This is a genomic window from Photobacterium toruni, assembly GCF_024529955.1.
In the GTDB taxonomy this organism is placed as follows: domain Bacteria; phylum Pseudomonadota; class Gammaproteobacteria; order Enterobacterales; family Vibrionaceae; genus Photobacterium; species Photobacterium toruni.
Genome location: NZ_AP024854.1, coordinates 251,456 through 276,064, shown reverse-complemented (window position 1 = coordinate 276,064; position 24,609 = coordinate 251,456). Strand labels below are relative to the sequence as shown.

Below are 24,609 nucleotides of genomic sequence, written 5' to 3'. Positions count from 1 at the left end.
AAAATTATTATAAATTAGGGCCTAACCACTTTTCAGCTTCAATCAAATCCCAACCTTTGCGATCAGCATAACTGGCTAATTGATCAGGTTGGATCTGCGCAACCGCAAAATAACGTGCATCTGGATGTGAAAAATACCAACCAGATACCGCCGCACCTGGCCACATGGCATAACTATCAGTCAGCACCATACCCGTATTGGCTTCTGCGTTTAATAGCTGCCAAATCGCCCCTTTTTCAGTGTGTTCAGGGCAAGCAGCATAGCCTGGAGCAGGACGAATACCCTGATACTTTTCACGGATCAAATCATCATTGCTAAGATCTTCATCCTCTGCATAACCCCAAATTTGTTTACGCACCATTTGGTGCATACATTCAGCAAAAGCTTCGGCTAATCGATCTGCCACCGCTTGAATCATGATCGCATTATAATCATCACCCTGCGCCTTAAACTGATCGGCAATATCATATTCACCAATTCCACCAGTCACCGCAAACGCACCAATCCAATCGGCTTTACCACTTTCTTTAGGGGCAATGTAATCGGATAAACAATAATTAGGGCCTTTGGGCTTTTTGGTCTGTTGACGTAAGCCATGCAATACCGTTAACACCTCGGTGCGAGTTTCATCAGTGTAAACCTCAATATCATCACCAATATTATTCGCTGGGAATAAGCCACACACACCATTAGCTTTGATCATCCCTGTACGCTCAATCTCATCAAGGATCTTATTAGCATCATCAAATAACTTAGTTGCCTCAACCCCAACAACTTCATGGCGTAAAATGGTTGGATATTTACCACTTAATGACCATGTCATAAAAAAGGGCGTCCAATCGATATACTGGCGTAATTTAGCCACAGGGAAATCGGTAAAGGTGTGTACACCCGCTTGTTTTGGTGCTGGCGGTGTATAATTAACCCAATCAAGCGCAACCGCATTTGCACGTGCTTGATCTAAGGTGATCGGAGGCGTTCGTGGCTTTTTACGCGCATGCTGTTCACGCACAACATCATATTCCGCTGCTAAGCGTTCAACAAAGGCTGGCTTTTGTTGTTCAGATAGTAATGCCGAACACACGCCAACAGCGCGTGAGGCATTAGAAACATACACCACAGGCTGCTGATAATTTTGTTCAATTTTAACCGCAGTATGCGCTTTTGAGGTGGTTGCACCACCAATCAATAATGGCACTTCAAACCCACGTCGCTGCATTTCTTTAGCTACATGAACCATTTCATCTAAAGATGGCGTGATCAAGCCACTTAAACCGATAATATCAACGTTTTGTTCTTGCGCGACCTGCAAAATTTTATCGCATGACACCATCACACCTAAGTCGATAATCTCATAGTTATTACATTGAAGTACCACTCCAACGATATTCTTACCGATATCGTGAACATCGCCTTTTACTGTGGCTAATAAAATTTTACCATTAGTATACCCCGCTTGTTTTTCAGCATTAATATACGGTTCTAAATGAGCAACAGCTTGCTTCATAACTCGCGCTGATTTAACCACTTGAGGTAAAAACATCTTACCTTCACCAAACAGGTCACCGACAACATTCATACCCGCCATTAATGGCCCTTCAATGACCTCAAGTGGTTTACTTGCGTTTACCCGTGCAAGTTCAGTATCTTCAATAATAAACTCAGTAATGCCTTTAACCAGTGCATGCTCTAGCCGTTTTTCAACCGACCAACTGCGCCATTCTTGTTGAGTACGATCTTCTTCAACTGCACCACTATCACGGTAGTTAGCTGCAATATCTAACAAGCGATCTGTACTATCATCGCGACGATTTAATACTACATCTTCAACAGCATCACGAAGCTCAGCAGGAAGATCATCATAAATCGCTAACTGACCTGCGTTAACGATCCCCATATCCATGCCATTTTTAAAACAGTAATATAAAAATACCGCATGGATCGCTTCACGAACTGGATTATTGCCACGAAATGAAAACGAAACGTTAGAAACACCGCCAGAAACCATCGCATGAGGTAACGTACGTTTGATATCAGCAACAGCCTCAATAAAATCGACCGCATAGTTATTGTGTTCTTCAATACCTGTCGCGACCGCAAAAATATTAGGGTCAAAAATAATATCTTCCGGTGGGAAACCAACTTCATCAACTAAAATATGATAAGCATGGGTACAAATTTCAATTTTACGTTCACGTGTATCAGCCTGACCTACTTCATCAAATGCCATCACAATCACTGCAGCACCATAACGACGTAACAGCTTAGCTTGAGTGATAAAATTATCTTTACCTTCTTTGAGTGAAATAGAGTTAACGATCGGTTTACCCTGTACACATTTCAGTCCGGCTTCAATAATTTCCCACTTTGATGAATCAACCATGATCGGCACTTTTGCGATCTCTGGTTCTGTGGCACATAAATTCAGAAAGCGTACCATTGCCGCTTTCGCATCCAACATGCCTTCATCCATGTTGATATCAATAATTTGTGCGCCAGATTCAACTTGCTGACGAGCAACCTCTAACGCTTCATCGTAAAGCTCATCTTTAATTAAGCGTTTAAAGCGGGCAGAACCTGTGACATTAGTACGCTCACCCACGTTAACAAATAAGCTTTCAGCTTCAATAGTGAGTGGCTCTAAACCTGATAATCGGCAGGCAATTTTAATCTCAGGTAACACCCTTGGTTTAATATTTTTAGTTACTTGATACATCTGCCGAATATGTTCAGGTGTTGTACCACAGCAACCACCAACTAAATTTAAAAAGCCTTGCTCTGCCCATTCCTTTATATGTTCTGCCATTTCATCGGCTTCAAGATCATACTCACCAAATGCATTAGGTAAGCCTGCATTGGGGTGAGCTGAAACTGCACATTCAGATATGCGCGATAACTCAGCCACATATTGACGTAATTCATCAGGTCCTAAAGCACAATTTAAGCCAAAAGAAATCGGCTTAACATGGCGTAACGAATTATAAAAAGCTTCCGTTGTTTGACCGGAAAGAGTACGCCCAGAGGCATCTGTAATCGTACCTGAAATCATGATTGGTAATTCATAACCCAGTTCTTCAAAAACACCAGTAACAGCAAATGCACATGCTTTGGCGTTTAAGGTATCAAAAATGGTTTCAATCAAAATAATATCAACCCCACCTTTAATTAACGCATGGGTCGATTCACTGTAAGCCGTCACCAATTGATCAAAAGTGACATTACGAAAACCAGGATCATTTACATCAGGAGAGATTGAACAAGTACGGTTAGTCGGGCCTAGCACACCAGCAACAAAACGTGGTTTATTTGGTGTTTGCGCGGTCCATTCATCCGCCGCTTCACGAGCTAGTTTGGCAGCAGTAAAATTAATTTCGGCACTGAGGCTTTCCATATCATAGTCAGCCATCGCAATGGTAGTAGCATTAAAAGTGTTGGTTTCTAAAATATCCGCACCAGCCTCTAAATACTCAAAGTGAATATCTTTAATTAACTGCGGCTGAGTTAAAACTAATAGATCGTTATTCCCTTTAAGATCTGCGTGCCAATCACTAAAACGTTGACCTCGATAATCTTGCTCATCCAATTTATAGCCTTGGATCATCGTGCCCATGCCACCATCAATGATCAAAATTTGCTGTTTGAGTCGCTTATGCAGTACATCCTTGTCTTTTAACACTACATTACATCCTTATAATCCATTACAGCCTGATAACATCCTATCACAATTCAAATAGGAATCTAGACGTCTAAAAAGGTAGAATGGCAAAATAAGTTAATTAACGGTAGCCATTGCTAACTGATGGTTTTACTATCACAACCAATTAAATCTAATCAATAATTTAATCTAGAGGCTTCGCATGTCGGTCTACAATACCCTCTGCTTCCTAGCTGCTGCAGCAATGCTGATAGCTTTTATAAACAGTAAGATAGGTAAGATGCAAACCACTATCGCCATCACGGCGGGTTCACTTATCTTATCGTTACTCATTATTTTTGCTGGCCATAATGGCTGGTTTCATCTTGAAGATATTGCTTCAACCCAAATGGCAAAAATTAACTTTGAAGACTTTTTGTTAAAAGGGATTTTAGGATTTTTGCTCTTTGCCGGTGGGCTTGGTATTAAATTGCCGCATCTCAAAGAGCAAAAATGGGAAATCACTACCTTAGCATTAGGCTCAACTCTCTTTTCAACTTTTTTTATTGGTTTTAGCTTGTGGGGTATTTGTCAATTAATTGGGATCCAACTCGATCTTATTTATTGTTTATTATTTGGCTCACTGATCTCGCCAACCGACCCCATTGCCGTACTTGCTATTGTTAAAAAGATGAATGCCCCCCGTCGAATCTCGACTCAAATTGAAGGGGAGTCACTGTTTAATGATGGCTTTGGTTTAGTTATTTTTGTTACTTTATTTACCATAGCTTTTGGTAATCAAAGCCCAACCGTATTAAGCGTCAGCCAATTATTCTTACAAGAAGCCATTGGTGGTATTGTTTATGGCTTCATTCTCGGTTTAATCTTCCATTACCTTATCTGCTCAACCAATGACCACTCAATGGAATTACTATTAACTATTGGTATTCCAACTGCTGGTTATGCTTTTGCTGAAATTATTCATGTGTCAGGCCCACTCGCGATGGTTGTCTCTGGTATTATGATCGGTAACTGGACCCGTTATATTGGTTTCTCAAAAGAAAGTGAAGAGCACCTTGATCACTTCTGGGAATTAGTCGATGAATTTCTTAACGGTCTACTATTCTTGTTAATCGGTATGACAATGCTTGAATTCAGTTTTCACCAAGAAGATTGGGTTCTAATGGCAATTGCAATTCCATTAGTATTGCTAAGTCGTTACTTAAGCGTCAAATTACCTTATCTTGGCTTTAGCCGTTATCGTCAATATAATCCAATGTCAGTTAAAATTCTTACTTGGGGCGGCTTACGTGGCGGTCTTGCACTTGCTATGGCGATGGCAGTACCAGCAGGCGTAATGGTTATTCCAGAGAAAGATATTGATGTTAGAGAGATAATCCTCGTAATGACTTATTCAGTAGTAGTGTTTTCAATTCTAATTCAAGGTTCAACCATTACCTCATTAATTGAAAAAGCCAAACTGTGGGAAAATCAGAATAAACATTAATTGCCATCAAGCACACAAATAACAACAGGCCTGCTACTAAGCAGGCCTTTTTATTAATCTTTAGTAAAACTGGCTTCAGAAAAATGTGCCAAGTCATAAGGGGTCTGTTGATAAACGCAATAATTAAGCCAATTACTAAATAGTAAATGTCCATGACTACGCCAACTGGCAACAGGTGCACAATTAACATCATCATTAGGATAATAATTTACAGGCACTGTAGGCTCCATCCCTTGCTCACTATCACGTATAAATTCATTGTGTAGCGTATCAACGTCATACTCAGGATGACCTGTAACAAATACATTACGTTTGTCTTTTGTTGCCGCCAGATAAACTCCTGCTTGATCAGATGTCGCTAAAATATCTAAATCAGTATGCTTACTTAAATAATCAGCAGAAAAATCAGCATAACGAGAATGGGGAGCAAAAAAACTATCATCAAAACCACGTAATACAGGATGATGACAATCATGAATGCGATGATGGTAAACCCCTGATAATTTTTCTTTTCGTGTCCGCTTCGGTAAATCATATAACAACTTCAATCCTGCTTGAGCGGCCCAGCAGACAAACAGTGTTGAGGTCACATGATCCTTAGCCCAATTCATAATCAGCTGAATCTCTTCCCAATACAATACATCTTCAAACTGCACTAACCCTAATGGTGCTCCCGTCACAATCAAGCCATCAAAATTACGATCTTTAACCATTTCAAATTGACGATAAAAGGTATCTAAATGTTCTTGAGGTGTATTTTTTGTCGGTCGGTTATCAATCCGTAATAACTCAACATCAACTTGTAATGGGCTATTAGAAAGCAAACGTAGAAACTGGGTTTCAGTCTCAATCTTCTTTGGCATTAAATTGAGTAATAACACTTTAAGCGGTCGAATACCCTGACTGGCAGCACGTGCCTCTGTCATTATGAAGATATTCTCACTTCTTAAAATATCTGTAGCAGGTAAACGATCCGGTATTTTAATTGGCACTTTGGTTTTCTCCTTACCCCAAAATAGCTTTAGCCGTCTAGATATCCGATTAAAGCTATAGAAAAAACAATAAGGGTGCAAGTAAAATAAAGCCACATCAACCAACACTATATTGTGATTATAATAAAGAGATGAAAAATACTGAGGAATTTTGATACGCTAGAAATGAAAAAACCCAGCCAAAGGCTGGGTTTTAAAGAGGTATTTAGCAATGTCCTACTCTCACATGGGGAGACCCCACACTACCATCGGCGCTACAACGTTTCACTTCTGAGTTCGGCATGGGATCAGGTGGTACCGCTGTGCTATGGTTGCTAAAAAATAAATGGTGCTAGTACCCAGAGTCGAACTGGGGACCTCACCCTTACCAAGGGTGCGCTCTACCAACTGAGCCATACCAGCACACAAAGCTGTTATGAATCTGCAAGTGCAAATTCTAAAATTTGAAGCCTGGCGATGTCCTACTCTCACATGGGGAGACCCCACACTACCATCGGCGCTATTACGTTTCACTACTGAGTTCGGCATGGGATCAGGTGGGTCCATAACGCTATGGTCGCCAAGCAAATTCTGGTTTATTTATTGCCTTGTGGCAATAAATAGCAATCTGGGAAAATCTAACTAGTTGTTCTCAACACGCATTCAAGCGTTTGTAGAGTCCGTCTCTTCTCTTTTGAGAAGAAAAACCCCTTGGGTGTTATATGGTTAAGCCTCACGGGCAATTAGTATCAGTTAGCTCAATGCCTCGCAGCACTTACACACCTGACCTATCAACGTTGTAGTCTTCAACAACCCTTTAGAGACCTTAAAGGTCTAGGGATGACTCATCTTGAGGCTCGCTTCCCGCTTAGATGCTTTCAGCGGTTATCGATTCCGAACTTAGCTACCGGGCAATGCATCTGGCGATACAACCCGAACACCAGCGGTTCGTCCACTCCGGTCCTCTCGTACTAGGAGCAGCCCCTCTCAATCATCCAACGCCCACGGCAGATAGGGACCGAACTGTCTCACGACGTTCTAAACCCAGCTCGCGTACCACTTTAAATGGCGAACAGCCATACCCTTGGGACCGACTTCAGCCCCAGGATGTGATGAGCCGACATCGAGGTGCCAAACACCGCCGTCGATATGAACTCTTGGGCGGTATCAGCCTGTTATCCCCGGAGTACCTTTTATCCGTTGAGCGATGGCCCTTCCATTCAGAACCACCGGATCACTATGACCTGCTTTCGCACCTGCTCGAATTGTCATTCTCGCAGTCAAGCGGGCTTATGCCATTGCACTAACCTCACGATGTCCGACCGTGATTAGCCCACCTTCGTGCTCCTCCGTTACTCTTTGGGAGGAGACCGCCCCAGTCAAACTACCCACCAGGCACTGTCCGTAACCCCGATAAGGGGTCGACGTTAGAACATCAAGCATACAAGGGTGGTATTTCAAGATTGACTCCACAACCACTGGCGCGGTTGCTTCAACGTCTCCCACCTATCCTACACATGTAGGGTCAATGTTCAGTGCCAAGCTATAGTAAAGGTTCACGGGGTCTTTCCGTCTAGCCGCGGGTACACAGCATCTTCACTGCGATTTCAATTTCACTGAGTCTCGGGTGGAGACAGCGTGGCCATCATTACGCCATTCGTGCAGGTCGGAACTTACCCGACAAGGAATTTCGCTACCTTAGGACCGTTATAGTTACGGCCGCCGTTTACCGGGGCTTCGATCAAGAGCTTCGACCGAAGTCTAACCCCATCAATTAACCTTCCGGCACCGGGCAGGCGTCACACCGTATACGTCATCTTTCGATTTTGCACAGTGCTGTGTTTTTAATAAACAGTTGCAGCCACCTGGTATCTGCGACTCCCGGCAGCTTAGAGAGCAAGTCTCATCACCGCTAGGAGCGTACCTTCTCCCGAAGTTACGGTACCATTTTGCCTAGTTCCTTCACCCGAGTTCTCTCAAGCGCCTTGGTATTCTCTACCTGATCACCTGTGTCGGTTTGGGGTACGATTTCTTATAATCTGAAGCTTAGAAGCTTTTCCCGGAAGCATGGCATCAATGACTTCACTACCGTAGTAGCTCGACATCGTATCTCAGCCTTAAGATGGTCCGGATTTGCCTAAACCATCAGCCTACATACTTGGACCTGGACAACCGTCGCCAGGCTCACCTAGCCTTCTCCGTCCCTCCATCGCAATTATAAGAAGTACGGGAATATTAACCCGTTTCCCATCGACTACGCCTTTCGGCCTCGCCTTAGGGGTCGACTTACCCTGCCCCGATTAACGTTGGACAGGAACCCTTGATCTTCCGGCGAGGGAGTTTTTCACTCCCTTTATCGTTACTCATGTCAGCATTCGCACTTCTGATACCTCCAGCACACTTTACAATGCACCTTCAACGGCTTACAGAACGCTCCCCTACCCAATATGAACGAGTTCACATTGCCGCAGCTTCGGTGTATAGCTTAGCCCCGTTAAATCTTCCGCGCAGGCCGACTCGACCAGTGAGCTATTACGCTTTCTTTAAATGATGGCTGCTTCTAAGCCAACATCCTGGCTGTCTGAGCCTTCCCACATCGTTTCCCACTTAGCTATAACTTTGGGACCTTAGCTGGCGGTCTGGGTTGTTTCCCTCTTCACGACGGACGTTAGCACCCGCCGTGTGTCTCCCGGATATTACTTACTGGTATTCGGAGTTTGCAAAGGGTTGGTAAGTCGGGATGACCCCCTAGCCTTAACAGTGCTCTACCCCCAGTAGTATTCGTCCGAGGCGCTACCTAAATAGCTTTCGGGGAGAACCAGCTATCTCCGAGTTTGATTGGCCTTTCACCCCTAGCCACAAGTCATCCGCTAATTTTTCAACATTAGTCGGTTCGGTCCTCCAGTAAGTGTTACCTCACCTTCAACCTGCCCATGGCTAGATCACTCGGTTTCGGGTCTAATCCTAGCAACTAATTCGCCCAGTTAAGACTCGGTTTCCCTACGGCTCCCCTAAACGGTTAACCTTGCTACTAAAATTAAGTCGCTGACCCATTATACAAAAGGTACGCAGTCACCCAACAAGTGGGCTCCTACTGCTTGTACGTACACGGTTTCAGGTTCTATTTCACTCCCCTCACAGGGGTTCTTTTCGCCTTTCCCTCACGGTACTGGTTCACTATCGGTCAGTCAGGAGTATTTAGCCTTGGAGGATGGTCCCCCCATGTTCAAACAGGATATCACGTGTCCCGTCCTACTCGATTTCACTAATAAAGCGTTGTTGGTTACGGGGCTATCACCCTGTATCGCGGTACTTTCCAGAACCTTCACCTAACGCTGAACTAACTTAAGGGCTAATCCGGTTTCGCTCGCCGCTACTACCGGAATCTCGGTTGATTTCTCTTCCTCGGGGTACTTAGATGTTTCAGTTCCCCCGGTTCGCTTCATTAACCTATGTATTCAGTTAATGATACTAGCTTATGCTAGTGGGTTTCCCCATTCGGAAATCCCAGACTCAAGTGGCTTTTACTGCCTAATCTGGGCTTATCGCAAGTTAATACGTCCTTCATCGCCTCTGACTGCCAAGGCATCCACCGTGTACGCTTAGTCACTTAACCATACAACCCCAAGAGGTCTTGTATGTTCAAACAACCAAGGTTTGTGTTTAATAATCCGATCAAGAAAATATTAAACATTGGTTTTTCGCCGGACTCATTTATTTGTCTTCACTTTAAAAAGTGAAAGCAAACACAGACACTTGAATGTGTATGTTTTGAGAACTCGTTTTTATTCTTCTTTTACAAGAAGCAACAAAAACATTTTAAAAATTAATCTTTCGATTAAATTTACTAGTCAGCTTTCCAGATTGTTAAAGAGCATGTGTCTATCTTTCGACGTCCACTTTTTAAAAGCACTTTAATCTCTTAAAGTTAAGAGAAATACGTTTAAAAAGTGGCGTCCCGTAGGGGAGTCGAACCCCTGTTACCGCCGTGAAAGGGCGGTGTCCTAGGCCTCTAGACGAACGGGACATTGGTGGAGCTATGCGGGATCGAACCGCAGACCTCCTGCGTGCAAGGCAGGCGCTCTCCCAGCTGAGCTATAACCCCAATATTTTACTTCAGAAGAAGTTCTCTAAAAAGAGAAAGTGGTGGGCGATACCGGGCTCGAACCAGTGACCCCCTCCTTGTAAGGGAGGTGCTCTCCCAACTGAGCTAATCGCCCACGATAATTGCTATTTGCTTTTACTTTAAAAAGTAAAATCAAACTAGCTTTCCTTCGTGGAAAGGAAATGGTGGGTCGTGCAGGATTCGAACCTGCGACCAATTGATTAAAAGTCAACTGCTCTACCAACTGAGCTAACGACCCATTGGCGTCCCGTAGGGGAGTCGAACCCCTGTTACCGCCGTGAAAGGGCGGTGTCCTAGGCCTCTAGACGAACGGGACAATGTTCATAACGTAAGTTGTTGGGCAACTTACGTCGGCTCTTTTACATTTCGACCAAGCAATCTGTGTGGACACTGCATAAAACAGTATAAGTCTTTAGGTAAGGAGGTGATCCAGCCCCAGGTTCCCCTAGGGCTACCTTGTTACGACTTCACCCCAGTCATGAACCACACCGTGGTAAACGCCCTCCCGAAGGTTAAGCTATCTACTTCTGGTGCAGCCCACTCCCATGGTGTGACGGGCGGTGTGTACAAGGCCCGGGAACGTATTCACCGTGACATTCTGATTCACGATTACTAGCGATTCCGACTTCATGGAGTCGAGTTGCAGACTCCAATCCGGACTACGACGTACTTTGTGGGATTCGCTCACTATCGCTAGTTTGCAGCCCTCTGTATACGCCATTGTAGCACGTGTGTAGCCCTACTCGTAAGGGCCATGATGACTTGACGTCGTCCCCACCTTCCTCCGGTTTATCACCGGCAGTCTCCCTGGAGTTCCCACCATTACGTGCTGGCAAACAAGGATAAGGGTTGCGCTCGTTGCGGGACTTAACCCAACATTTCACAACACGAGCTGACGACAGCCATGCAGCACCTGTCTCAGAGTTCCCGAAGGCACTAAGCTATCTCTAGCGAATTCTCTGGATGTCAAGAGTAGGTAAGGTTCTTCGCGTTGCATCGAATTAAACCACATGCTCCACCGCTTGTGCGGGCCCCCGTCAATTCATTTGAGTTTTAATCTTGCGACCGTACTCCCCAGGCGGTCTACTTAACGCGTTAGCTCCGAAAGCCACGGCTCAAGGCCACAACCTTCAAGTAGACATCGTTTACGGCGTGGACTACCAGGGTATCTAATCCTGTTTGCTCCCCACGCTTTCGCATCTGAGCGTCAGTCTTTGTCCAGGGGGCCGCCTTCGCCACCGGTATTCCTTCAGATCTCTACGCATTTCACCGCTACACCTGAAATTCTACCCCCCTCTACAAGACTCTAGTCTGCCAGTTCAAAATGCTGTTCCGAGGTTGAGCCCCGGGCTTTCACATCTTGCTTAACAGACCGCCTGCATGCGCTTTACGCCCAGTAATTCCGATTAACGCTCGCACCCTCCGTATTACCGCGGCTGCTGGCACGGAGTTAGCCGGTGCTTCTTCTGTTGCTAACGTCAAACAGCTAAGCTATTAACTTAACTGCCTTCCTCACAACTGAAAGTACTTTACAACCCGAAGGCCTTCTTCATACACGCGGCATGGCTGCATCAGGGTTTCCCCCATTGTGCAATATTCCCCACTGCTGCCTCCCGTAGGAGTCTGGACCGTGTCTCAGTTCCAGTGTGGCTGATCATCCTCTCAGACCAGCTAGGGATCGTCGCCTTGGTGAGCCATTACCCCACCAACTAGCTAATCCCACCTGGGCTAATCTCAGCGCGAGAGGCCCGAAGGTCCCCCTCTTTGCTCCCATCTCGTAAAAGATCGGAGATTATGCGGTATTAGCTATCGTTTCCAATAGTTATCCCCCACACTGAGGTATATTCCCAGGCATTACTCACCCGTCCGCCGCTCGTCAGCAAAGAAAGCAAGCTTTCTTTCTGTTACCGCTCGACTTGCATGTGTTAGGCCTGCCGCCAGCGTTCAATCTGAGCCATGATCAAACTCTTCAATTAAAGTTTTGTTGGTCTTTCGACCGGCTCAATAAATACTGACTTTAAATACCAATTCTTTATAAATAAAGAACGTAATTTTAAAGCTTTTTATCATTCAAAGAATGATAATTAAATAACTGTGCCAAAATAATCTTCTCTATAAATAGATTAGGCTATTTTGTATTGGTCACTCAGTTTATTGATAAATCTTTCGACTTAACTCTTCAGTGAGTGCCCACACAGATTGCATGGTCAAATTGTTAAAGAACAATACTGACTTTCGGTAACCACTTGCGCCGTTGTCCGTGTCAGTGAGGTCGCATTATAGGGACTTTTTTATTGCAGACAAGTACAATTTTAAAAAATTAAATCGTTTGCTTAAATTTAAGACAAAATAACAAGAAGTGTTACTTTTACAACCACAATCAATCTAAATATAATTTTTAATCAACTTGAATATACAAATTAATAGATATTTTCCACCTTCTAGATCTATATACGAAGATCAATAATAATTATTACAGTAGAAGTAGAAGTAGAAGTAGAAGTAGAAGTAGAAGTAGAAGTAGAAGTAGAAGTGAAAACTATGTTGTGGAATAAGTACAATAAAAAAACAAAAAAAAAGCCGAGTCCAAAGACTCGGCTTTCTTCTTATTTAACGGCTAGTGCTTATTCAGCAGCAGCTTCTTCCTTTGCAGGACGGTCAACTAACTCGATGTAAGCCATAGGAGCTTTATCACCAGTACGGAAACCGCACTTCATGATACGAGTGTAACCACCAGGACGCGCTGCGAAGCGTGGACCTAGTTCGTTAAATAATTTCGCAACAACTTCGTTATCACGAGTACGAGCGAATGCAAGACGACGGTTAGCAACACTGTCGGTCTTAGCTAGGGTAATCAAAGGCTCAATTACGCGACGTAGCTCTTTTGCTTTAGGCAAGGTAGTCTTAATTAATTCGTGACGTACCAGAGAGCTAGCCATGTTGCTGAACATCGCTTTACGATGACTGCTGTTGCGGTTGAGTTGACGACCACTCTTACGATGGCGCATGACCTAATCCTTCTAACTAGATATCAGTAAACTATTAATCTTCAGCGATTGATGCAGGTGGCCAGTTTTCTAGGCGCATACCTAGAGATAGACCACGAGAAGCCAATACATCTTTGATTTCTGTCAAAGACTTCTTACCAAGGTTTGGCGTTTTAAGAAGCTCAACCTCAGTACGCTGAACAAGATCACCGATGTAATGGATCGCTTCTGCTTTCAGACAGTTAGCAGAGCGAACAGTTAGTTCAAGATCGTCTACAGGACGCAGTAGGATCGGATCGAACTCCGGCTTCTCTTCTTTCTCTTCAGGAACTCGTACATCGCGAAGATCTACAAATGCATCCAATTGCTCAGCAAGAATTGTTGCTGCACGGCGGATAGCTTCCTCAGGATCAAGTGTACCGTTAGTCTCCATATCGATTACAAGCTTGTCTAGGTCAGTACGTTGTTCTACACGTGCTGCCTCTACCGCGTAAGCGATACGGTCCACTGGGCTGTAAGTAGCATCTACTAACAAACGACCAATTGGACGCTCATCTTCTTCAGTGTGAATACGAGCTGATGCTGGTACGTAGCCACGACCACGTTCTACCTTGATGCGCATGCTTAATTCAGCATTATCATCAGTTAAATGGCAGATTACGTGTTCTGGGTTCGCAATCTCAACATCACCATCATGGGTGATGTCACCTGCAACAACAGGGCCTGCACCAGATTTGTTCAGAGTAAGAATAACTTCATCTTTACCCTCAACCTTAACGGCTAGACCTTTAAGGTTAAGAAGAATTTCAAGGATATCCTCCTGAACGCCTTCTTTGGTGCTGTACTCATGTAACACACCGTCGATTTCCACTTCAGTTACAGCACAACCTGGCATTGAAGATAGCAAAATACGACGAAGAGCGTTTCCTAGAGTGTGGCCAAAACCACGCTCCAACGGCTCTAGAGTTACTTTTGCGTGCGTAGAGCTAACTTGTTCGATGTCAACTAGACGCGGCTTAAGAAATTCTGTTACAGAACCCTGCATTGTGTCCTCTCTTAACTGTAGCCTTACTTAGAGTAAAGCTCGACGATCAGGTGTTCGTTGATGTCGGCAGACAAATCAGAACGTTCTGGAAGACGCTTAAACGTACCTTCCAACTTGCTGCTGTCTACTTCGACCCAAGTCGGTAGTTCACGCTGTGTAGCAACTTCTAGAGCTGCTTTAATGCGTGCTTGGTTCTTAGCTTTCTCACGAATGCTAACAACGTCGTTTGCCGCTACCTTGAAAGAAGGAACGTTTACGACTTGACCGTTAACTAGAATCGCTTTGTGGCTTACCAATTGACGTGATTCAGCGCGAGTAGCACCAAAACCCATACGGTAAACTACGTTATCTAAACGACCTTCAAGAAGCTGAAGCAAGTTTTCACCTGTGTTACCCTTAATGCGGGCAGCTGTCTTGTAGTAGTTACGGAATTGTTTTTCTAGTACGCCATATGTACGACGAACTTTCTGCTTCTCACGAAGCTGAACGCCGTAATCAGATAGACGACCGCGACGAGCGCCATGTTGGCCCGGAGCGTTATCAATCTTACACTTGGTATCAATCGCACGTACACCAGACTTAAGGAATAAGTCTGTGCCTTCGCGACGGCTAAGCTTTAGCTTAGGACCCAAATATCTTGCCATTTTTCTTTCTCCAATTTCCTAGAAACGAAACGTTATACGCGACGTTTCTTAGGTGGACGACAACCGTTATGAGGGATCGGAGTCGCATCAACAATGTTAGTGATACGGAAACCCGCTGCGTTTAGAGCACGGATTGTAGACTCACGACCAGGACCAGGGCCCTTAACCATAACTTCTAGGTTCTTAACGCCATATTCTTTGGCCATTTCACCACAACGCTCAGCAGCAACCTGTGCAGCGAACGGAGTAGATTTACGAGAACCACGGAAACCTGAACCACCTGCAGTTGCCCATGAAAGAGCATTACCTTGACGGTCAGTAATGGTTACGATTGTGTTGTTGAAAGAAGCATGGATGTGCGCAACGCCATCGGCTACTTGCTTGCGTACGCGCTTACGAGCGCGAGTTGGTTGTTTTGCCATTGTACTCTACCTTATCCGACTATTTTTTGATCGGCTTGCGCGGACCCTTACGGGTACGTGCGTTGGTTTTAGTACGCTGTCCACGTAGAGGTAGACTGCGACGGTGACGAAGACCACGGTAACAACCAAGGTCCATAAGACGCTTGATGTTCATGGAAATTTCACGACGAAGATCACCTTCTACAGTGTATTTAGCTACACCATCACGCAGTAGATCGATCTGTTCTTCAGTTAGTTCACTGATCTTAACATCTTCAGCAATACCCGTTTCAGCTAGAATAGCTTGAGAACGAGTCTTACCGATGCCGTAAATCGCAGTTAATGCGATTACAGCGTGTTTCTGATCAGGAATGTTAATGCCTGCAATACGGGCCACTATTCACTCCTAGTACTTTACAAGAATAACCGCTGCAGAGCCCGTTCAGGATACGCAGCGGTGGTACAATTCTTTTGCACATAACAAAAGATGGTTGACTAATTTAGCCAACCTATCTTCAATTTGCAAGAAATATTTCTGCTAATTAACCTTGGCGTTGTTTATGCTTTGGCTCACTGCAAATTACACGCACAACACCGTTGCGCTTGATAACTTTACAGTTACGGCAGATTTTCTTAACGGAAGCACGAACTTTCATTGCTAAACTCCGTAAATATGGAAAACTAAACTTAGCGGCCGTAGCCTTTCAGATTAGCTTTTTTCAATACTGACTCATATTGTTGAGACATCAAATGTGTCTGAACTTGAGCCATGAAATCCATGATAACAACGACTACGATTAGTAGGGAAGTGCCGCCAAAATAAAAGCGAACGTTCCATGCAATCATCATGAACTCGGGGATCAGACAGATAAAGGTGATATACAACGCGCCCGCTAGGGTTAGTCGAGTCATTACTTTATCAATGTACATTGCGGTCTGTTCACCCGGGCGAATACCAGGTATGAATGCTCCAGACTTCTTCAAGTTATCAGCTGTCTCGCGAGGGTTAAACACCAACGCGGTATAGAAGAAACAGAAGAATATAATTGCAGCAGCGTAGAGCATTACATAAAGTGGCTGTCCTGGACTAAGAGCAAGTGAAATATCACTTAACCAGCCAAGACCTTCACTTTGTCCAAACCACTGAGCCAGTGTGCCTGGAAATAGAATAATACTCGATGCGAAAATTGCTGGGATTACACCTGCCATGTTGATTTTCAACGGCAAATGTGTGCTCTGCGCAGCAAAGACACGACGGCCTTGTTGACGCTTGGCGTAGTTAACGACGATACGACGTTGACCACGTTCCATGAACACTACAAAGTAAATCACAGCAAAAGATATAACCGCAATTAACAGTAGAAGAAGTACGTGCAATTCACCTTGACGCGCTTGCTCTACGGTCTGTCCAATAGCTGGCGGCAAACCAGCAACGATACCTGTAAAAATAATCACAGATATACCATTACCAATGCCACGCTCGGTAACTTGCTCACCTAACCACATTAAGAACATGGTACCAGTAACCAAACTAACCACGGCAACAAAATAGAAACTAGGACCTGGATTATGTACCAGGCCTGGAATCATACTTGGTAACCCCGTTGCAATACCAATTGCTTGGAAGGTTGCCAATACAAGCGTACCGTATCGGGTGTACTGACTTATCTTACGACGGCCAGCTTCACCTTCTTTCTTCAACTCAGCCAAGGCTGGATGAACTACTGTTAGCAACTGGACAATAATGGACGCAGAAATATACGGCATTATGCCCAGAGCTAAAATAGAAGCACGCGAGAGTGCACCACCAGAGAACATGTTAAACATCTCAATGATGGTACCCTTTTGCTGCTCGAACAGACTGGCAAGTACAGCAGCGTCAATACCAGGAATAGGCACAAAGGATCCAGCTCGGAATATTAATATCGCACCTAATACAAAGAGAAGGCGTGACTTAAGCTCTGCTAGGCCACCTTGTCCACTACGAAAATCTTGTCCTGGTTGTTTAGCCATCTGTACCTCATCCTCGAGTTAATTATTCCTCGATTTTACCGCCAGCAGCTTCGATAGCAGCTAAAGCGCCTTTAGTAACGCGTAGGCCTTTCACTGTTACTGAACGAGCGATATCACCAGAAAGTACAACTTTCACGAACTTAATGTCCTTAGTGATAACATTCGCAGCTTTTAGTGTTTCAAGGCTTACAACATCACCTTCAACTTTCGCTAGCTCAGCTAGACGAACTTCAGCAGTTACTAGGCTCTTACGAGACGTAAAACCGAACTTTGGTAGACGCTGTTTCAAAGGCATTTGACCGCCTTCAAAACCTGGGCGAACAGAACCACCTGAACGTGATTTCTGACCTTTAACACCACGGCCACAAGTTTTACCTAGACCTGAACCGATACCACGGCCTACGCGCTTCGCAGAAGGCTTAGAACCGGCAGCCGGTGATAGAGTATTCAAACGCATACTGATTACTCCTCAACTTTAACCATGTAGTAAACTTTATTGATCATGCCGCGTACGCAAGCAGTATCTTCAAGTTCAACAGTGTGGTTGATGCGACGAAGGCCTAGGCCGCGCAAAGTAGCTTTATGCTTCGGTAAACGACCGATAGAGCTCTTTGTTTGGGTTACTTTAATAGTTTTAGCCATGTCGATTACTCCAGAATTTCTTTAACAGAAAGACCACGTTTTGCAGCGATCATTTCTGGAGAGTTCATTCCACTTAGACCCAAAATTGTTGCGCGAACAACGTTAATTGGATTAGTAGAACCGTATGTTTTAGCTAGTACGTTACGGATACCCGCAACTTCTAGCACTGCACGCATTGCGCCACCGGCGATGATACCAGTACCTTCTGATGCAGGCTGCATGTACACTTGAGAACCAGTGTGACGGCCTTTAACAGCGTGGTGAAGAGTACCTTCGTTGATTGCGATCGTAACCATGTTACGACGTGCTTTTTCCATCGCTTTCTGGATTGCAGCAGGCACTTCACGTGCTTTACCGTAACCAAAACCGATGCGACCGTTACCGTCACCAACTACTGTTAGTGCAGTAAAGCTGAAAATACGACCACCTTTAACCGTTTTTGAAACACGGTTAACAGCGATCAGTTTTTCATTCAAATCTGATTGTGTCTTTTCGTTAGCCATCTTCCGCCTACCTTAGAATTTCAGACCAGCTTCACGAGCAGCTTCTGCTAGTGTCGCGATACGGCCGTGGTATTGGAAACCAGAGCGATCAAATGCAACGTTAGAGATGCCTTTTTCAATCGCGCGCTCAGCAATAGTTTTACCTACAACTGCAGCAGCGTCTTTGTTTCCGGTACTCTTAACTTGCTCACGGATCGCTTTTTCTAAAGTAGAAGCGGCTGCGATAACCTCAGAGCCGTTCGGTGCGATTACCTGAGCGTACACGTGACGTGGAGTACGGTGTACAACTAGGCGAGTTGCGCCCAGTTCAGCAATCTTACGACGTGCTCGGGTCGCACGACGGATACGAGATGCTTTCTTATCCATAGTGTTACCTTACTTCTTCTTAGCTTCTTTAGTACGCACAACTTCGTCGGCGTAACGAACACCTTTGCCTTTGTAAGGCTCAGGGCTACGGTAAGCGCGAATATCAGCAGCTACCTGACCAACTAACTGCTTATCAGTACCTGTAAGTACGATTTCAGTTTGTGATGGACATTCAGCTTTGATACCTGCTGGAAGTTCGTGCTCAACTGGATGAGAGAAACCTAGAGTTAGACCTACAGCGTTGCCTTTGATAGCAGCACGGTAACCTACACCCTTAAGAGTCAGCTTCTTAGTGAAGCCTTCGGTAACACCAACAACCATGTTGTTAACTAGTGCACGAGCAGTACCTGCTTGTGCCCAAGCTTTATCGAACCCTTCACGAGGACCGAAAGTAACTTTGTTCTCTTCCAAAGTTAGAACTACTGCTGGATTCATAACACGAACTAGTTCGCCTTTTGAACCTTTAACAGTAATTTCCTGACCGTTAAGATTAACTTCTACGCCGGCAGGGAAAACTACTGGTGCTTTTGCAACACGAGACATGTTCTACTCCTATTATGCTACGTAGCAGATAATCTCACCGCCAAGACCCGCTTTGCGTGCAGCGCGGTCGGTCATAAGACCCTTGGAAGTGGAAACGATAGCAATACCAAGGCCACCCATCACTGATGGTAGCGCACCTTTTTTCTTGTAGATGCGTAGACCAGGACGTGAAACACGTTGGATTTGCTCAATAACTGGATTAGCTTCGAAGTACTTAAGAGTAACTTCTAGCTCTGGCTTAACTTCACCTGTTACAGTGTAGTCAGCCACGAAACCTTCTTCTTGTAATAATGCTGCAATTGCAACTTTAAGCTTAGAAGATGGCATTTTTACAGCAACTTTTTTCGCTGCCTGACCGTTACGAAGACGGGTCAGCATATCCGAAATCGGATCTTGCATGCTCATAAGTTAATACTCCGTGATTCTGAATTGCTTACTGGATTACCAGCTTGCTTTACGTAGACCCGGAATCTCGCCTTTCATGCAAGCTTCACGAACCTTGATACGGCTAAGACCGAACTTACGTAGGTAGCCGTGTGGACGTCCAGTCTGGTTACAGCGATTACGCTGACGAGACTTCGCAGAATCACGTGGTAGTGACTGAAGTTTAAGCACTGCATTCCAGCGATCTTCTTCAGACGCATTCACGTCGCTAATTAGAGCTTTTAGCGCTGCACGCTTTTCAGCGAACTTAGCTACTAGCTTGGCACGTTTAGCTTCACGTGCCTTCATTGATTCTTTAGCCATTAGTAACCCTTACTTTTACTTACGGAATGGGAAGTTAAAAGCAGACAGTAGAGCTAGAGCTTCTTCATCAGATTTAGCAGAAGTTGTGATTGTGATGTCTAAACCACGTACACGATCTACTTTATCGAAATCGATTTCTGGGAAGATGATCTGCTCACGAACGCCCATGCTGTAGTTACCACGACCATCGAATGATTTCGGGTTTAAACCACGGAAATCTCGAATACGAGGTACAGCAATTGAAATTAGACGCTCGAAAAAGTCCCACATACGCTCGCCACGTAAGGTTACTTTACAGCCAATAGGGTAGCCCTCACGGATCTTAAAGCCTGCAACTGACTTACGTGCTACTGTGATTAGCGGCTTCTGACCTGCAATTGCAGTCATGTCAGCAGCAGCGTTTTCTAGCAGCTTCTTGTCGTTGATAGCTTCGCCCACACCCATATTAAGTGTGATCTTTTCGATCCTTGGGACTTGCATGATACTCTTGTATTCGAACTTGCCAGCAAGGTCTTTTACAACAGTCTCTTTGTAGTAATCATGCAGTTTCGCCATAGTACTACTCCAAACTTACTTGATAGTTTCGCCAGTCGATTTAAAGAAACGAACTTTTTTGTCGTCTTCAAATCGGAAGCCTACACGGTCCGCTTTACCTTGACCGTTAACGATAGCAACATTAGACGCATCGATCGCAGCTTCCTGCTCAACGATACCGCCTTGAACACCCATTGCCGGAACCGGCTTCTGGTGTTTCTTAACCATGTTGATACCTTCAACGATAACTTTACCGGTTGCTAGAACCTTAGTTACTTTACCAGTCTTGCCTTTGTCTTTACCAGCAAGAATGATAACTTCGTCGTTACGACGGATTTTAGCTGCCATTATAGTCGCTCCTTAAAGTACTTCTGGCGCTAGTGATACAATCTTCATGAATTTCGTATTACGAAGTTCACGAGTCACAGGGCCAAAGATACGGGTACCGATAGGTTGCTCAGTGTTGTCGTTCAACAATACGCAAGCATTACGGTCAAAGCGAATGACAGAGCCATCTTGACGACGAACGCCTTTACGGGTGCGTACAACCACCGCTTTCAGTACATCACCTTTCTTAACTTTACCGCGTGGAATTGCTTCCTTTACAGTAATCTTGATGATGTCACCGATATGTGCATAGCGACGGTGAGAACCACCCAGAACCTTAATACACATTACGCTACGTGCGCCGGAGTTATCCGCAGCATCAAGCATACTTTGCATTTGGATCATGTTAGTGCTCCGCTAATTTAAAACATCTAGACCCAAATCGAGTCGATATGCCTTTTCTTCAAAGGCGGCGAATAATAACACCATTTTCGACCGATGGGTAGATAAAAAAATGAACGGCCCTAAGTTTTTCAGGGCCGCTTACTTAAGTAGTTGTTAGTACGTATTAAATACGTGCTTTTTCAACTACGCGTACCAAAGCCCAAGACTTAGTCTTTGACATTGGACGGCACTCGCGAACTTCAACCATGTCGCCTAGGCCACATTCGTTGTTTTCATCGTGTGCATGAAGCTTAGTCGTGCGTGTGATGTACTTACCGTAGATCGGGTGCTTCACTTTACGCTCGATAGCAACAACAATAGACTTATCGCCTTTGTCGCTAACTACACGACCAAGCTGAGTACGGATTTGATCGCTCATTATGCGCCAGCCTTCTCAGTCAGTACAGTTTTAACACGTGCGATATCACGACGTACAGTTTTAAGATTATGAGTCTGCTGTAGTTGACCAGTCGCAGCTTGCATACGCAAGTTAAACTGTTCACGTAGCAAATTCACAAGCTCTGCATTAAGCTCTTCAACGCTTTTAGCGCGTAGATCTAGTGCATTCATCACATCACCGCCTTAATTACGAATGTTGTCTTGATTGGTAGCTTACGTGCAGCAAGATTAAATGCTTCACGAGCTAATGTTTCAGGAACACCACCCATTTCGTATAGAACTTTACCTGGTTGAATCTGTGCAACCCAGTACTCCACACTACCTTTACCTTTACCTTGACGAACTTCAAGAGGCTTAGATGTGATTGGTTTGTCTGGGAATACACGAATCCAGATTTGGCCCTGACGTTTTACATGACGAGTCATAGCACGACGTGCAGCTTCGATCTGACGAGCAGTTAGACGACCACGGCCGACTGCTTTAAGACCAAATGTACCAAAGCTTACATCAGTACCGTTCGCTAAACCGCGGTTACGGCCTTTAAAGGCCTTGCGGAATTTAGTGCGTTTAGGTTGCAGCATCAATAAACTCCTTATTTACGGCTTTTGCGCTGCTTCTTAGGCTTATCAGCCTTTGGCTCTTCAACCGGCATGCCGCCTAGAACTTCACCTTTGAAGATCCAAACTTTAACGCCGATAACACCGTATTGGGTGTGAGCCGAAGAAGTTGCGTAGTCAATGTCAGCACGAAGAGTGTGTAGAGGCACACGGCCTTCACGGTACCACTCAGTACGTGCGATTTCAGCACCGCCTAGACGGCCGCTTACTTCAACTTTGATACCTTTAGCGCCAAGACGCATAGCGTTTTGAACTGCACGCTTCATCGCGCGACGGAACATTACACGACGCTCTAGCTGAGACGAAATGCTGTCTGCTACTAGTTGACCATCTAGTTCTGGTTTACGTACTTCAGCGATGTTGATCTGAGCTGGAACGCCCGCGATCTTCGCTACTGCTGCACGTAGTTTCTCTACGTCTTCGCCTTTCTTACCGATTACTACGCCTGGACGAGCAGTGTGAATAGTCACACGGATGCTCTTAGCAGGACGCTCGATAACGATGCGTGATAGAGATGCTTTTGCTAGTTCCTTAGTAAGGAACTGGCGTACCTTGAAATCGCCGTCTAGGTTGTCAGCGAATTCTTGGCTGTTAGCAAACCAAGTGGTATTCCAAGGCTTACAGATGCCTAAACGAATACCATTAGGATGTACTTTCTGACCCATTGCTTTCTCTCCTAGTCTCTTAGCGGTCTGCTACAACAACAGTGATGTGGCTAGAACGCTTCAAGATGCGATCGGCACGGCCTTTAGCACGAGGCATAATACGCTTCATGGTAGGACCTTCGTCAACGAAGATTTTAGCAACATTAAGATCATCAATGTCTGCGCCTTCGTTGTGTTCTGCGTTAGCGATAGCTGACTCTAGAACTTTCTTGATTAAATCAGCAGCTTTTTTGTTGCTGAAGTTAAGAATTTCTAGAGCTTGAGCAACTGGCTTACCGCGCAGTTGATCTGCAACCAAACGAGCTTTTTGCGGCGAAATGCGAGCAAAGCGATGTTTAGCGATAGCTTCCATTACCTACTCCTTAGCGCTTTTTAGCTTTCTTATCCGCAGTATGACCGCGGTAAGTACGTGTTGGTGCAAATTCGCCTAGCTTGTGACCGATCATTTCTTCAGAAACGAAAACAGGAACGTGCTGACGACCATTATGGACAGCGATGGTCAAACCAATCATCTGAGGGATGATCATTGAGCGACGGGACCAAGTCTTAACAGGCTTTTTGTCTCCGCTTTCCAACGCTTTCTCTACCTTCTTCAGCAAGTGTAGGTCAATGAATGGACCTTTCTTGAGAGAACGTGGCATGGCGTATCCTCTTTATAATTACTTATTACGACGACGTACGATGTACTTGTCGGTGCGCTTGTTGCTACGAGTCTTATAACCCTTAGTTGGAACGCCCCAAGGTGTTACTGGATGACGACCGCCTGATGTACGACCTTCACCACCACCATGTGGGTGATCCACTGGGTTCATTACAACACCACGTACAGTTGGACGAACACCGCGCCAGCGTGAAGCACCAGCTTTACCTAGCTCACGTAGCATGTGTTCTGCGTTACCAACTTCACCTAGAGTCGCACGACCGTCAGCAAGAACTTTACGCATTTCACCAGAACGTAGACGTAGAGTCACATAAGTGCCTGCACGTGCAATGATCTGAGCGTATGCACCAGCTGAACGAGCCAGCTGTGCACCTTTACCAGGCTTAAGTTCAACACAGTGTACTGTTGAACCTACTGGGATGTTGCGCATTGGTAAAGTATTACCAACTTTGATAGCAGCATCTTCGCCAGACTGGATCATATCACCAGCTTGGATACCTTTAGGTGCGATAATGTAGCGGCGCTCACCGTCTGCGTACAGAACTAGAGCAATGTTTGCGCTACGGTTTGGATCGTATTCTAGACGCTCAACTTTCGCTGGGATGCCATCTTTAGTACGTTTAAAGTCAATTAGACGGTAGTGTTGTTTGTTACCACCACCGATATGACGTACTGTGATACGACCGTTATTGTTACGACCACCAGTCTTAGAGTTTTTCTCTAGAAGTGGTGCGTACGGCTTACCCTTATGCAGGTCAGAGTTAACCACTTTAACTACGTGGCGACGACCTGGGGAAGTCGGCTTACATTTTACAATAGCCATTCTTCTTTGC

27 protein-coding genes, 6 tRNA genes and 4 rRNA genes are annotated in these 24,609 nt (G+C 44.9%); 1 reads left to right on the top strand and 36 read right to left on the bottom strand.

The window, feature by feature from the left end:
- Positions 1-7: 7 nt before the first annotated feature.
- On the bottom strand, positions 8-3,676 hold the full coding sequence (gene metH, locus OC457_RS01400) for a methionine synthase (RefSeq protein ID WP_080174412.1): 3,669 nt from the start codon (positions 3,674-3,676) through the stop codon (positions 8-10).
- Positions 3,677-3,857: 181 nt separating this feature from the next.
- On the opposite strand from metH, the gene OC457_RS01395 reads away from it, so the two are divergent.
- Positions 3,858-5,141: a cation:proton antiporter gene (locus OC457_RS01395; RefSeq protein ID WP_080174411.1), complete on the top strand. Its 1,284-nt coding sequence runs from the start codon at positions 3,858-3,860 to the stop codon at positions 5,139-5,141.
- A gap of 53 nt (positions 5,142-5,194) precedes the next feature.
- On the opposite strand, the gene metA is transcribed toward OC457_RS01395, so the two are convergent.
- The 35 genes from metA to rplB all read right to left on the bottom strand — a co-directional run bounded on the left by metA (position 5,195) and on the right by rplB (position 24,599).
- On the bottom strand, positions 5,195-6,133 hold the full coding sequence (gene metA / locus OC457_RS01390) for a homoserine O-acetyltransferase MetA (RefSeq protein WP_080174410.1): 939 nt from the start codon (positions 6,131-6,133) through the stop codon (positions 5,195-5,197).
- Positions 6,134-6,336: 203 nt separating this feature from the next.
- A 5S ribosomal RNA gene (rrf, locus tag OC457_RS01385) occupies positions 6,337-6,452 on the bottom strand.
- A 7-nt stretch (positions 6,453-6,459) separates the two neighbouring features.
- Positions 6,460-6,535: transfer RNA gene (locus OC457_RS01380), tRNA-Thr, on the bottom strand.
- A gap of 46 nt (positions 6,536-6,581) precedes the next feature.
- Positions 6,582-6,697, bottom strand: a 5S ribosomal RNA gene (rrf, locus tag OC457_RS01375).
- A gap of 137 nt (positions 6,698-6,834) precedes the next feature.
- Positions 6,835-9,728 (bottom strand): 23S ribosomal RNA (locus OC457_RS01370).
- Between the two features lie 335 nt (positions 9,729-10,063).
- Positions 10,064-10,139: transfer RNA gene (locus OC457_RS01365), tRNA-Glu, on the bottom strand.
- A 2-nt stretch (positions 10,140-10,141) separates the two neighbouring features.
- Positions 10,142-10,217: transfer RNA gene (locus OC457_RS01360), tRNA-Ala, on the bottom strand.
- Positions 10,218-10,256: 39 nt separating this feature from the next.
- Positions 10,257-10,332 (bottom strand) — tRNA-Val (locus OC457_RS01355).
- Between the two features lie 68 nt (positions 10,333-10,400).
- Positions 10,401-10,476, bottom strand: a tRNA-Lys gene (locus tag OC457_RS01350).
- Between the two features lie 2 nt (positions 10,477-10,478).
- Positions 10,479-10,554, bottom strand: a tRNA-Glu gene (locus OC457_RS01345).
- A 101-nt stretch (positions 10,555-10,655) separates the two neighbouring features.
- Positions 10,656-12,214: ribosomal RNA gene (locus OC457_RS01340) — 16S ribosomal RNA — on the bottom strand.
- Together the 16S, 23S and 5S rRNA genes with 6 tRNA genes alongside form the textbook arrangement of a ribosomal RNA operon.
- 648 nt (positions 12,215-12,862) lie before the next feature.
- Positions 12,863-13,246: a 50S ribosomal protein L17 gene (rplQ, locus tag OC457_RS01335; protein WP_080176519.1), complete on the bottom strand. Its 384-nt coding sequence runs from the start codon at positions 13,244-13,246 to the stop codon at positions 12,863-12,865.
- A gap of 34 nt (positions 13,247-13,280) precedes the next feature.
- On the bottom strand, positions 13,281-14,270 hold the full coding sequence (locus OC457_RS01330; protein ID WP_036789646.1) for a DNA-directed RNA polymerase subunit alpha: 990 nt from the start codon (positions 14,268-14,270) through the stop codon (positions 13,281-13,283).
- A gap of 23 nt (positions 14,271-14,293) precedes the next feature.
- Positions 14,294-14,914 (bottom strand): 30S ribosomal protein S4, encoded by a 621-nt coding sequence (gene rpsD, locus OC457_RS01325; protein ID WP_036789645.1) that lies wholly within the window; start codon positions 14,912-14,914, stop codon positions 14,294-14,296.
- A 32-nt stretch (positions 14,915-14,946) separates the two neighbouring features.
- Positions 14,947-15,336, bottom strand: coding sequence for a 30S ribosomal protein S11 (rpsK, locus tag OC457_RS01320; RefSeq protein ID WP_005370963.1), 390 nt, complete (start codon positions 15,334-15,336; stop codon positions 14,947-14,949).
- A 19-nt stretch (positions 15,337-15,355) separates the two neighbouring features.
- On the bottom strand, positions 15,356-15,712 hold the full coding sequence (gene rpsM / locus OC457_RS01315) for a 30S ribosomal protein S13 (RefSeq protein WP_005370966.1): 357 nt from the start codon (positions 15,710-15,712) through the stop codon (positions 15,356-15,358).
- A gap of 145 nt (positions 15,713-15,857) precedes the next feature.
- Positions 15,858-15,971, bottom strand: coding sequence for a 50S ribosomal protein L36 (rpmJ, locus tag OC457_RS01310; protein ID WP_000868186.1), 114 nt, complete (start codon positions 15,969-15,971; stop codon positions 15,858-15,860).
- Positions 15,972-16,002: 31 nt separating this feature from the next.
- A complete protein-coding gene (gene secY, locus OC457_RS01305; RefSeq protein ID WP_045038820.1) occupies positions 16,003-17,328 on the bottom strand; it encodes a preprotein translocase subunit SecY in 1,326 nt (441 codons plus the stop codon).
- Positions 17,329-17,350: 22 nt separating this feature from the next.
- On the bottom strand, positions 17,351-17,785 hold the full coding sequence (rplO, locus tag OC457_RS01300; protein WP_036789641.1) for a 50S ribosomal protein L15: 435 nt from the start codon (positions 17,783-17,785) through the stop codon (positions 17,351-17,353).
- A gap of 5 nt (positions 17,786-17,790) precedes the next feature.
- On the bottom strand, positions 17,791-17,970 hold the full coding sequence (rpmD, locus tag OC457_RS01295) for a 50S ribosomal protein L30 (RefSeq protein ID WP_005302823.1): 180 nt from the start codon (positions 17,968-17,970) through the stop codon (positions 17,791-17,793).
- Between the two features lie 5 nt (positions 17,971-17,975).
- Positions 17,976-18,473, bottom strand: a complete 498-nt coding sequence (rpsE, locus tag OC457_RS01290; RefSeq protein ID WP_036789639.1) for a 30S ribosomal protein S5 — start codon at positions 18,471-18,473, stop codon at positions 17,976-17,978.
- 12 nt (positions 18,474-18,485) lie between these two features.
- Positions 18,486-18,839 carry a 50S ribosomal protein L18 gene (gene rplR / locus OC457_RS01285; protein ID WP_036789636.1) on the bottom strand — a complete coding sequence of 118 codons (354 nt, stop codon included), beginning with the start codon at positions 18,837-18,839 and terminating at the stop codon, positions 18,486-18,488.
- 9 nt (positions 18,840-18,848) lie between these two features.
- Positions 18,849-19,382 carry a 50S ribosomal protein L6 gene (rplF, locus tag OC457_RS01280; protein ID WP_036789632.1) on the bottom strand — a complete coding sequence of 178 codons (534 nt, stop codon included), beginning with the start codon at positions 19,380-19,382 and terminating at the stop codon, positions 18,849-18,851.
- 12 nt (positions 19,383-19,394) lie between these two features.
- Positions 19,395-19,787, bottom strand: coding sequence for a 30S ribosomal protein S8 (gene rpsH, locus OC457_RS01275; protein ID WP_045032673.1), 393 nt, complete (start codon positions 19,785-19,787; stop codon positions 19,395-19,397).
- 36 nt (positions 19,788-19,823) lie between these two features.
- Positions 19,824-20,129, bottom strand: a complete 306-nt coding sequence (rpsN, locus tag OC457_RS01270) for a 30S ribosomal protein S14 (RefSeq protein ID WP_005370985.1) — start codon at positions 20,127-20,129, stop codon at positions 19,824-19,826.
- A 15-nt stretch (positions 20,130-20,144) separates the two neighbouring features.
- On the bottom strand, positions 20,145-20,684 hold the full coding sequence (gene rplE / locus OC457_RS01265) for a 50S ribosomal protein L5 (protein WP_036789621.1): 540 nt from the start codon (positions 20,682-20,684) through the stop codon (positions 20,145-20,147).
- 15 nt (positions 20,685-20,699) lie between these two features.
- Positions 20,700-21,011, bottom strand: coding sequence for a 50S ribosomal protein L24 (gene rplX / locus OC457_RS01260; protein WP_036789611.1), 312 nt, complete (start codon positions 21,009-21,011; stop codon positions 20,700-20,702).
- A gap of 12 nt (positions 21,012-21,023) precedes the next feature.
- Positions 21,024-21,395, bottom strand: coding sequence for a 50S ribosomal protein L14 (gene rplN / locus OC457_RS01255; RefSeq protein WP_045032667.1), 372 nt, complete (start codon positions 21,393-21,395; stop codon positions 21,024-21,026).
- A gap of 163 nt (positions 21,396-21,558) precedes the next feature.
- Positions 21,559-21,813 carry a 30S ribosomal protein S17 gene (gene rpsQ / locus OC457_RS01250; RefSeq protein WP_036789606.1) on the bottom strand — a complete coding sequence of 85 codons (255 nt, stop codon included), beginning with the start codon at positions 21,811-21,813 and terminating at the stop codon, positions 21,559-21,561.
- Positions 21,813-22,004, bottom strand: a complete 192-nt coding sequence (gene rpmC / locus OC457_RS01245) for a 50S ribosomal protein L29 (protein WP_036789604.1) — start codon at positions 22,002-22,004, stop codon at positions 21,813-21,815. The genes rpsQ and rpmC overlap by 1 nt, the downstream gene beginning before the upstream one ends.
- Positions 22,004-22,414: a 50S ribosomal protein L16 gene (rplP, locus tag OC457_RS01240; RefSeq protein ID WP_080159320.1), complete on the bottom strand. Its 411-nt coding sequence runs from the start codon at positions 22,412-22,414 to the stop codon at positions 22,004-22,006. The genes rpmC and rplP overlap by 1 nt, the downstream gene beginning before the upstream one ends.
- 11 nt (positions 22,415-22,425) lie before the next feature.
- Positions 22,426-23,115: a 30S ribosomal protein S3 gene (gene rpsC / locus OC457_RS01235; RefSeq protein ID WP_036789594.1), complete on the bottom strand. Its 690-nt coding sequence runs from the start codon at positions 23,113-23,115 to the stop codon at positions 22,426-22,428.
- 19 nt (positions 23,116-23,134) lie between these two features.
- Positions 23,135-23,467, bottom strand: a complete 333-nt coding sequence (gene rplV / locus OC457_RS01230; protein WP_005302797.1) for a 50S ribosomal protein L22 — start codon at positions 23,465-23,467, stop codon at positions 23,135-23,137.
- A gap of 10 nt (positions 23,468-23,477) precedes the next feature.
- Entirely contained in the window at positions 23,478-23,756 is a 279-nt protein-coding gene (gene rpsS / locus OC457_RS01225; protein WP_080176518.1) for a 30S ribosomal protein S19, read from the bottom strand.
- Between the two features lie 18 nt (positions 23,757-23,774).
- Complete coding sequence (gene rplB / locus OC457_RS01220; RefSeq protein WP_045038830.1) at positions 23,775-24,599, bottom strand: 50S ribosomal protein L2; 825 nt, start codon at positions 24,597-24,599, stop codon at positions 23,775-23,777.
- Positions 24,600-24,609 lie beyond the last annotated feature (10 nt).

Coding starts and splice junctions, on each gene's coding strand:
- OC457_RS01395 (WP_080174411.1), top strand. CDS start 3,858: ATGTCGGTCTACAATACCCTCTGCTTCCTAGCTGCTGCAGCAATGCTG.
- rplB (WP_045038830.1), bottom strand. CDS start 24,599: ATGGCTATTGTAAAATGTAAGCCGACTTCCCCAGGTCGTCGCCACGTA.
- OC457_RS01330 (WP_036789646.1), bottom strand. CDS start 14,270: ATGCAGGGTTCTGTAACAGAATTTCTTAAGCCGCGTCTAGTTGACATC.
- rpsC (WP_036789594.1), bottom strand. CDS start 23,115: ATGGGTCAGAAAGTACATCCTAATGGTATTCGTTTAGGCATCTGTAAG.
- rplF (WP_036789632.1), bottom strand. CDS start 19,382: ATGTCTCGTGTTGCAAAAGCACCAGTAGTTTTCCCTGCCGGCGTAGAA.
- rplE (WP_036789621.1), bottom strand. CDS start 20,684: ATGGCGAAACTGCATGATTACTACAAAGAGACTGTTGTAAAAGACCTT.
- rplX (WP_036789611.1), bottom strand. CDS start 21,011: ATGGCAGCTAAAATCCGTCGTAACGACGAAGTTATCATTCTTGCTGGT.
- rpsD (WP_036789645.1), bottom strand. CDS start 14,914: ATGGCAAGATATTTGGGTCCTAAGCTAAAGCTTAGCCGTCGCGAAGGC.
- rpmC (WP_036789604.1), bottom strand. CDS start 22,004: ATGAATGCACTAGATCTACGCGCTAAAAGCGTTGAAGAGCTTAATGCA.
- secY (WP_045038820.1), bottom strand. CDS start 17,328: ATGGCTAAACAACCAGGACAAGATTTTCGTAGTGGACAAGGTGGCCTA.
- rplR (WP_036789636.1), bottom strand. CDS start 18,839: ATGGATAAGAAAGCATCTCGTATCCGTCGTGCGACCCGAGCACGTCGT.
- rpsE (WP_036789639.1), bottom strand. CDS start 18,473: ATGGCTAACGAAAAGACACAATCAGATTTGAATGAAAAACTGATCGCT.
- rpmJ (WP_000868186.1), bottom strand. CDS start 15,971: ATGAAAGTTCGTGCTTCCGTTAAGAAAATCTGCCGTAACTGTAAAGTT.
- rpsQ (WP_036789606.1), bottom strand. CDS start 21,813: ATGAGCGATCAAATCCGTACTCAGCTTGGTCGTGTAGTTAGCGACAAA.
- rplV (WP_005302797.1), bottom strand. CDS start 23,467: ATGGAAGCTATCGCTAAACATCGCTTTGCTCGCATTTCGCCGCAAAAA.
- rpmD (WP_005302823.1), bottom strand. CDS start 17,970: ATGGCTAAAACTATTAAAGTAACCCAAACAAAGAGCTCTATCGGTCGT.
- rplQ (WP_080176519.1), bottom strand. CDS start 13,246: ATGCGCCATCGTAAGAGTGGTCGTCAACTCAACCGCAACAGCAGTCAT.
- rpsK (WP_005370963.1), bottom strand. CDS start 15,336: ATGGCAAAACAACCAACTCGCGCTCGTAAGCGCGTACGCAAGCAAGTA.
- rpsN (WP_005370985.1), bottom strand. CDS start 20,129: ATGGCTAAAGAATCAATGAAGGCACGTGAAGCTAAACGTGCCAAGCTA.
- rpsS (WP_080176518.1), bottom strand. CDS start 23,756: ATGCCACGTTCTCTCAAGAAAGGTCCATTCATTGACCTACACTTGCTG.
- rplP (WP_080159320.1), bottom strand. CDS start 22,414: ATGCTGCAACCTAAACGCACTAAATTCCGCAAGGCCTTTAAAGGCCGT.
- rplO (WP_036789641.1), bottom strand. CDS start 17,785: ATGCGTTTGAATACTCTATCACCGGCTGCCGGTTCTAAGCCTTCTGCG.
- rpsH (WP_045032673.1), bottom strand. CDS start 19,787: ATGAGCATGCAAGATCCGATTTCGGATATGCTGACCCGTCTTCGTAAC.
- rplN (WP_045032667.1), bottom strand. CDS start 21,395: ATGATCCAAATGCAAAGTATGCTTGATGCTGCGGATAACTCCGGCGCA.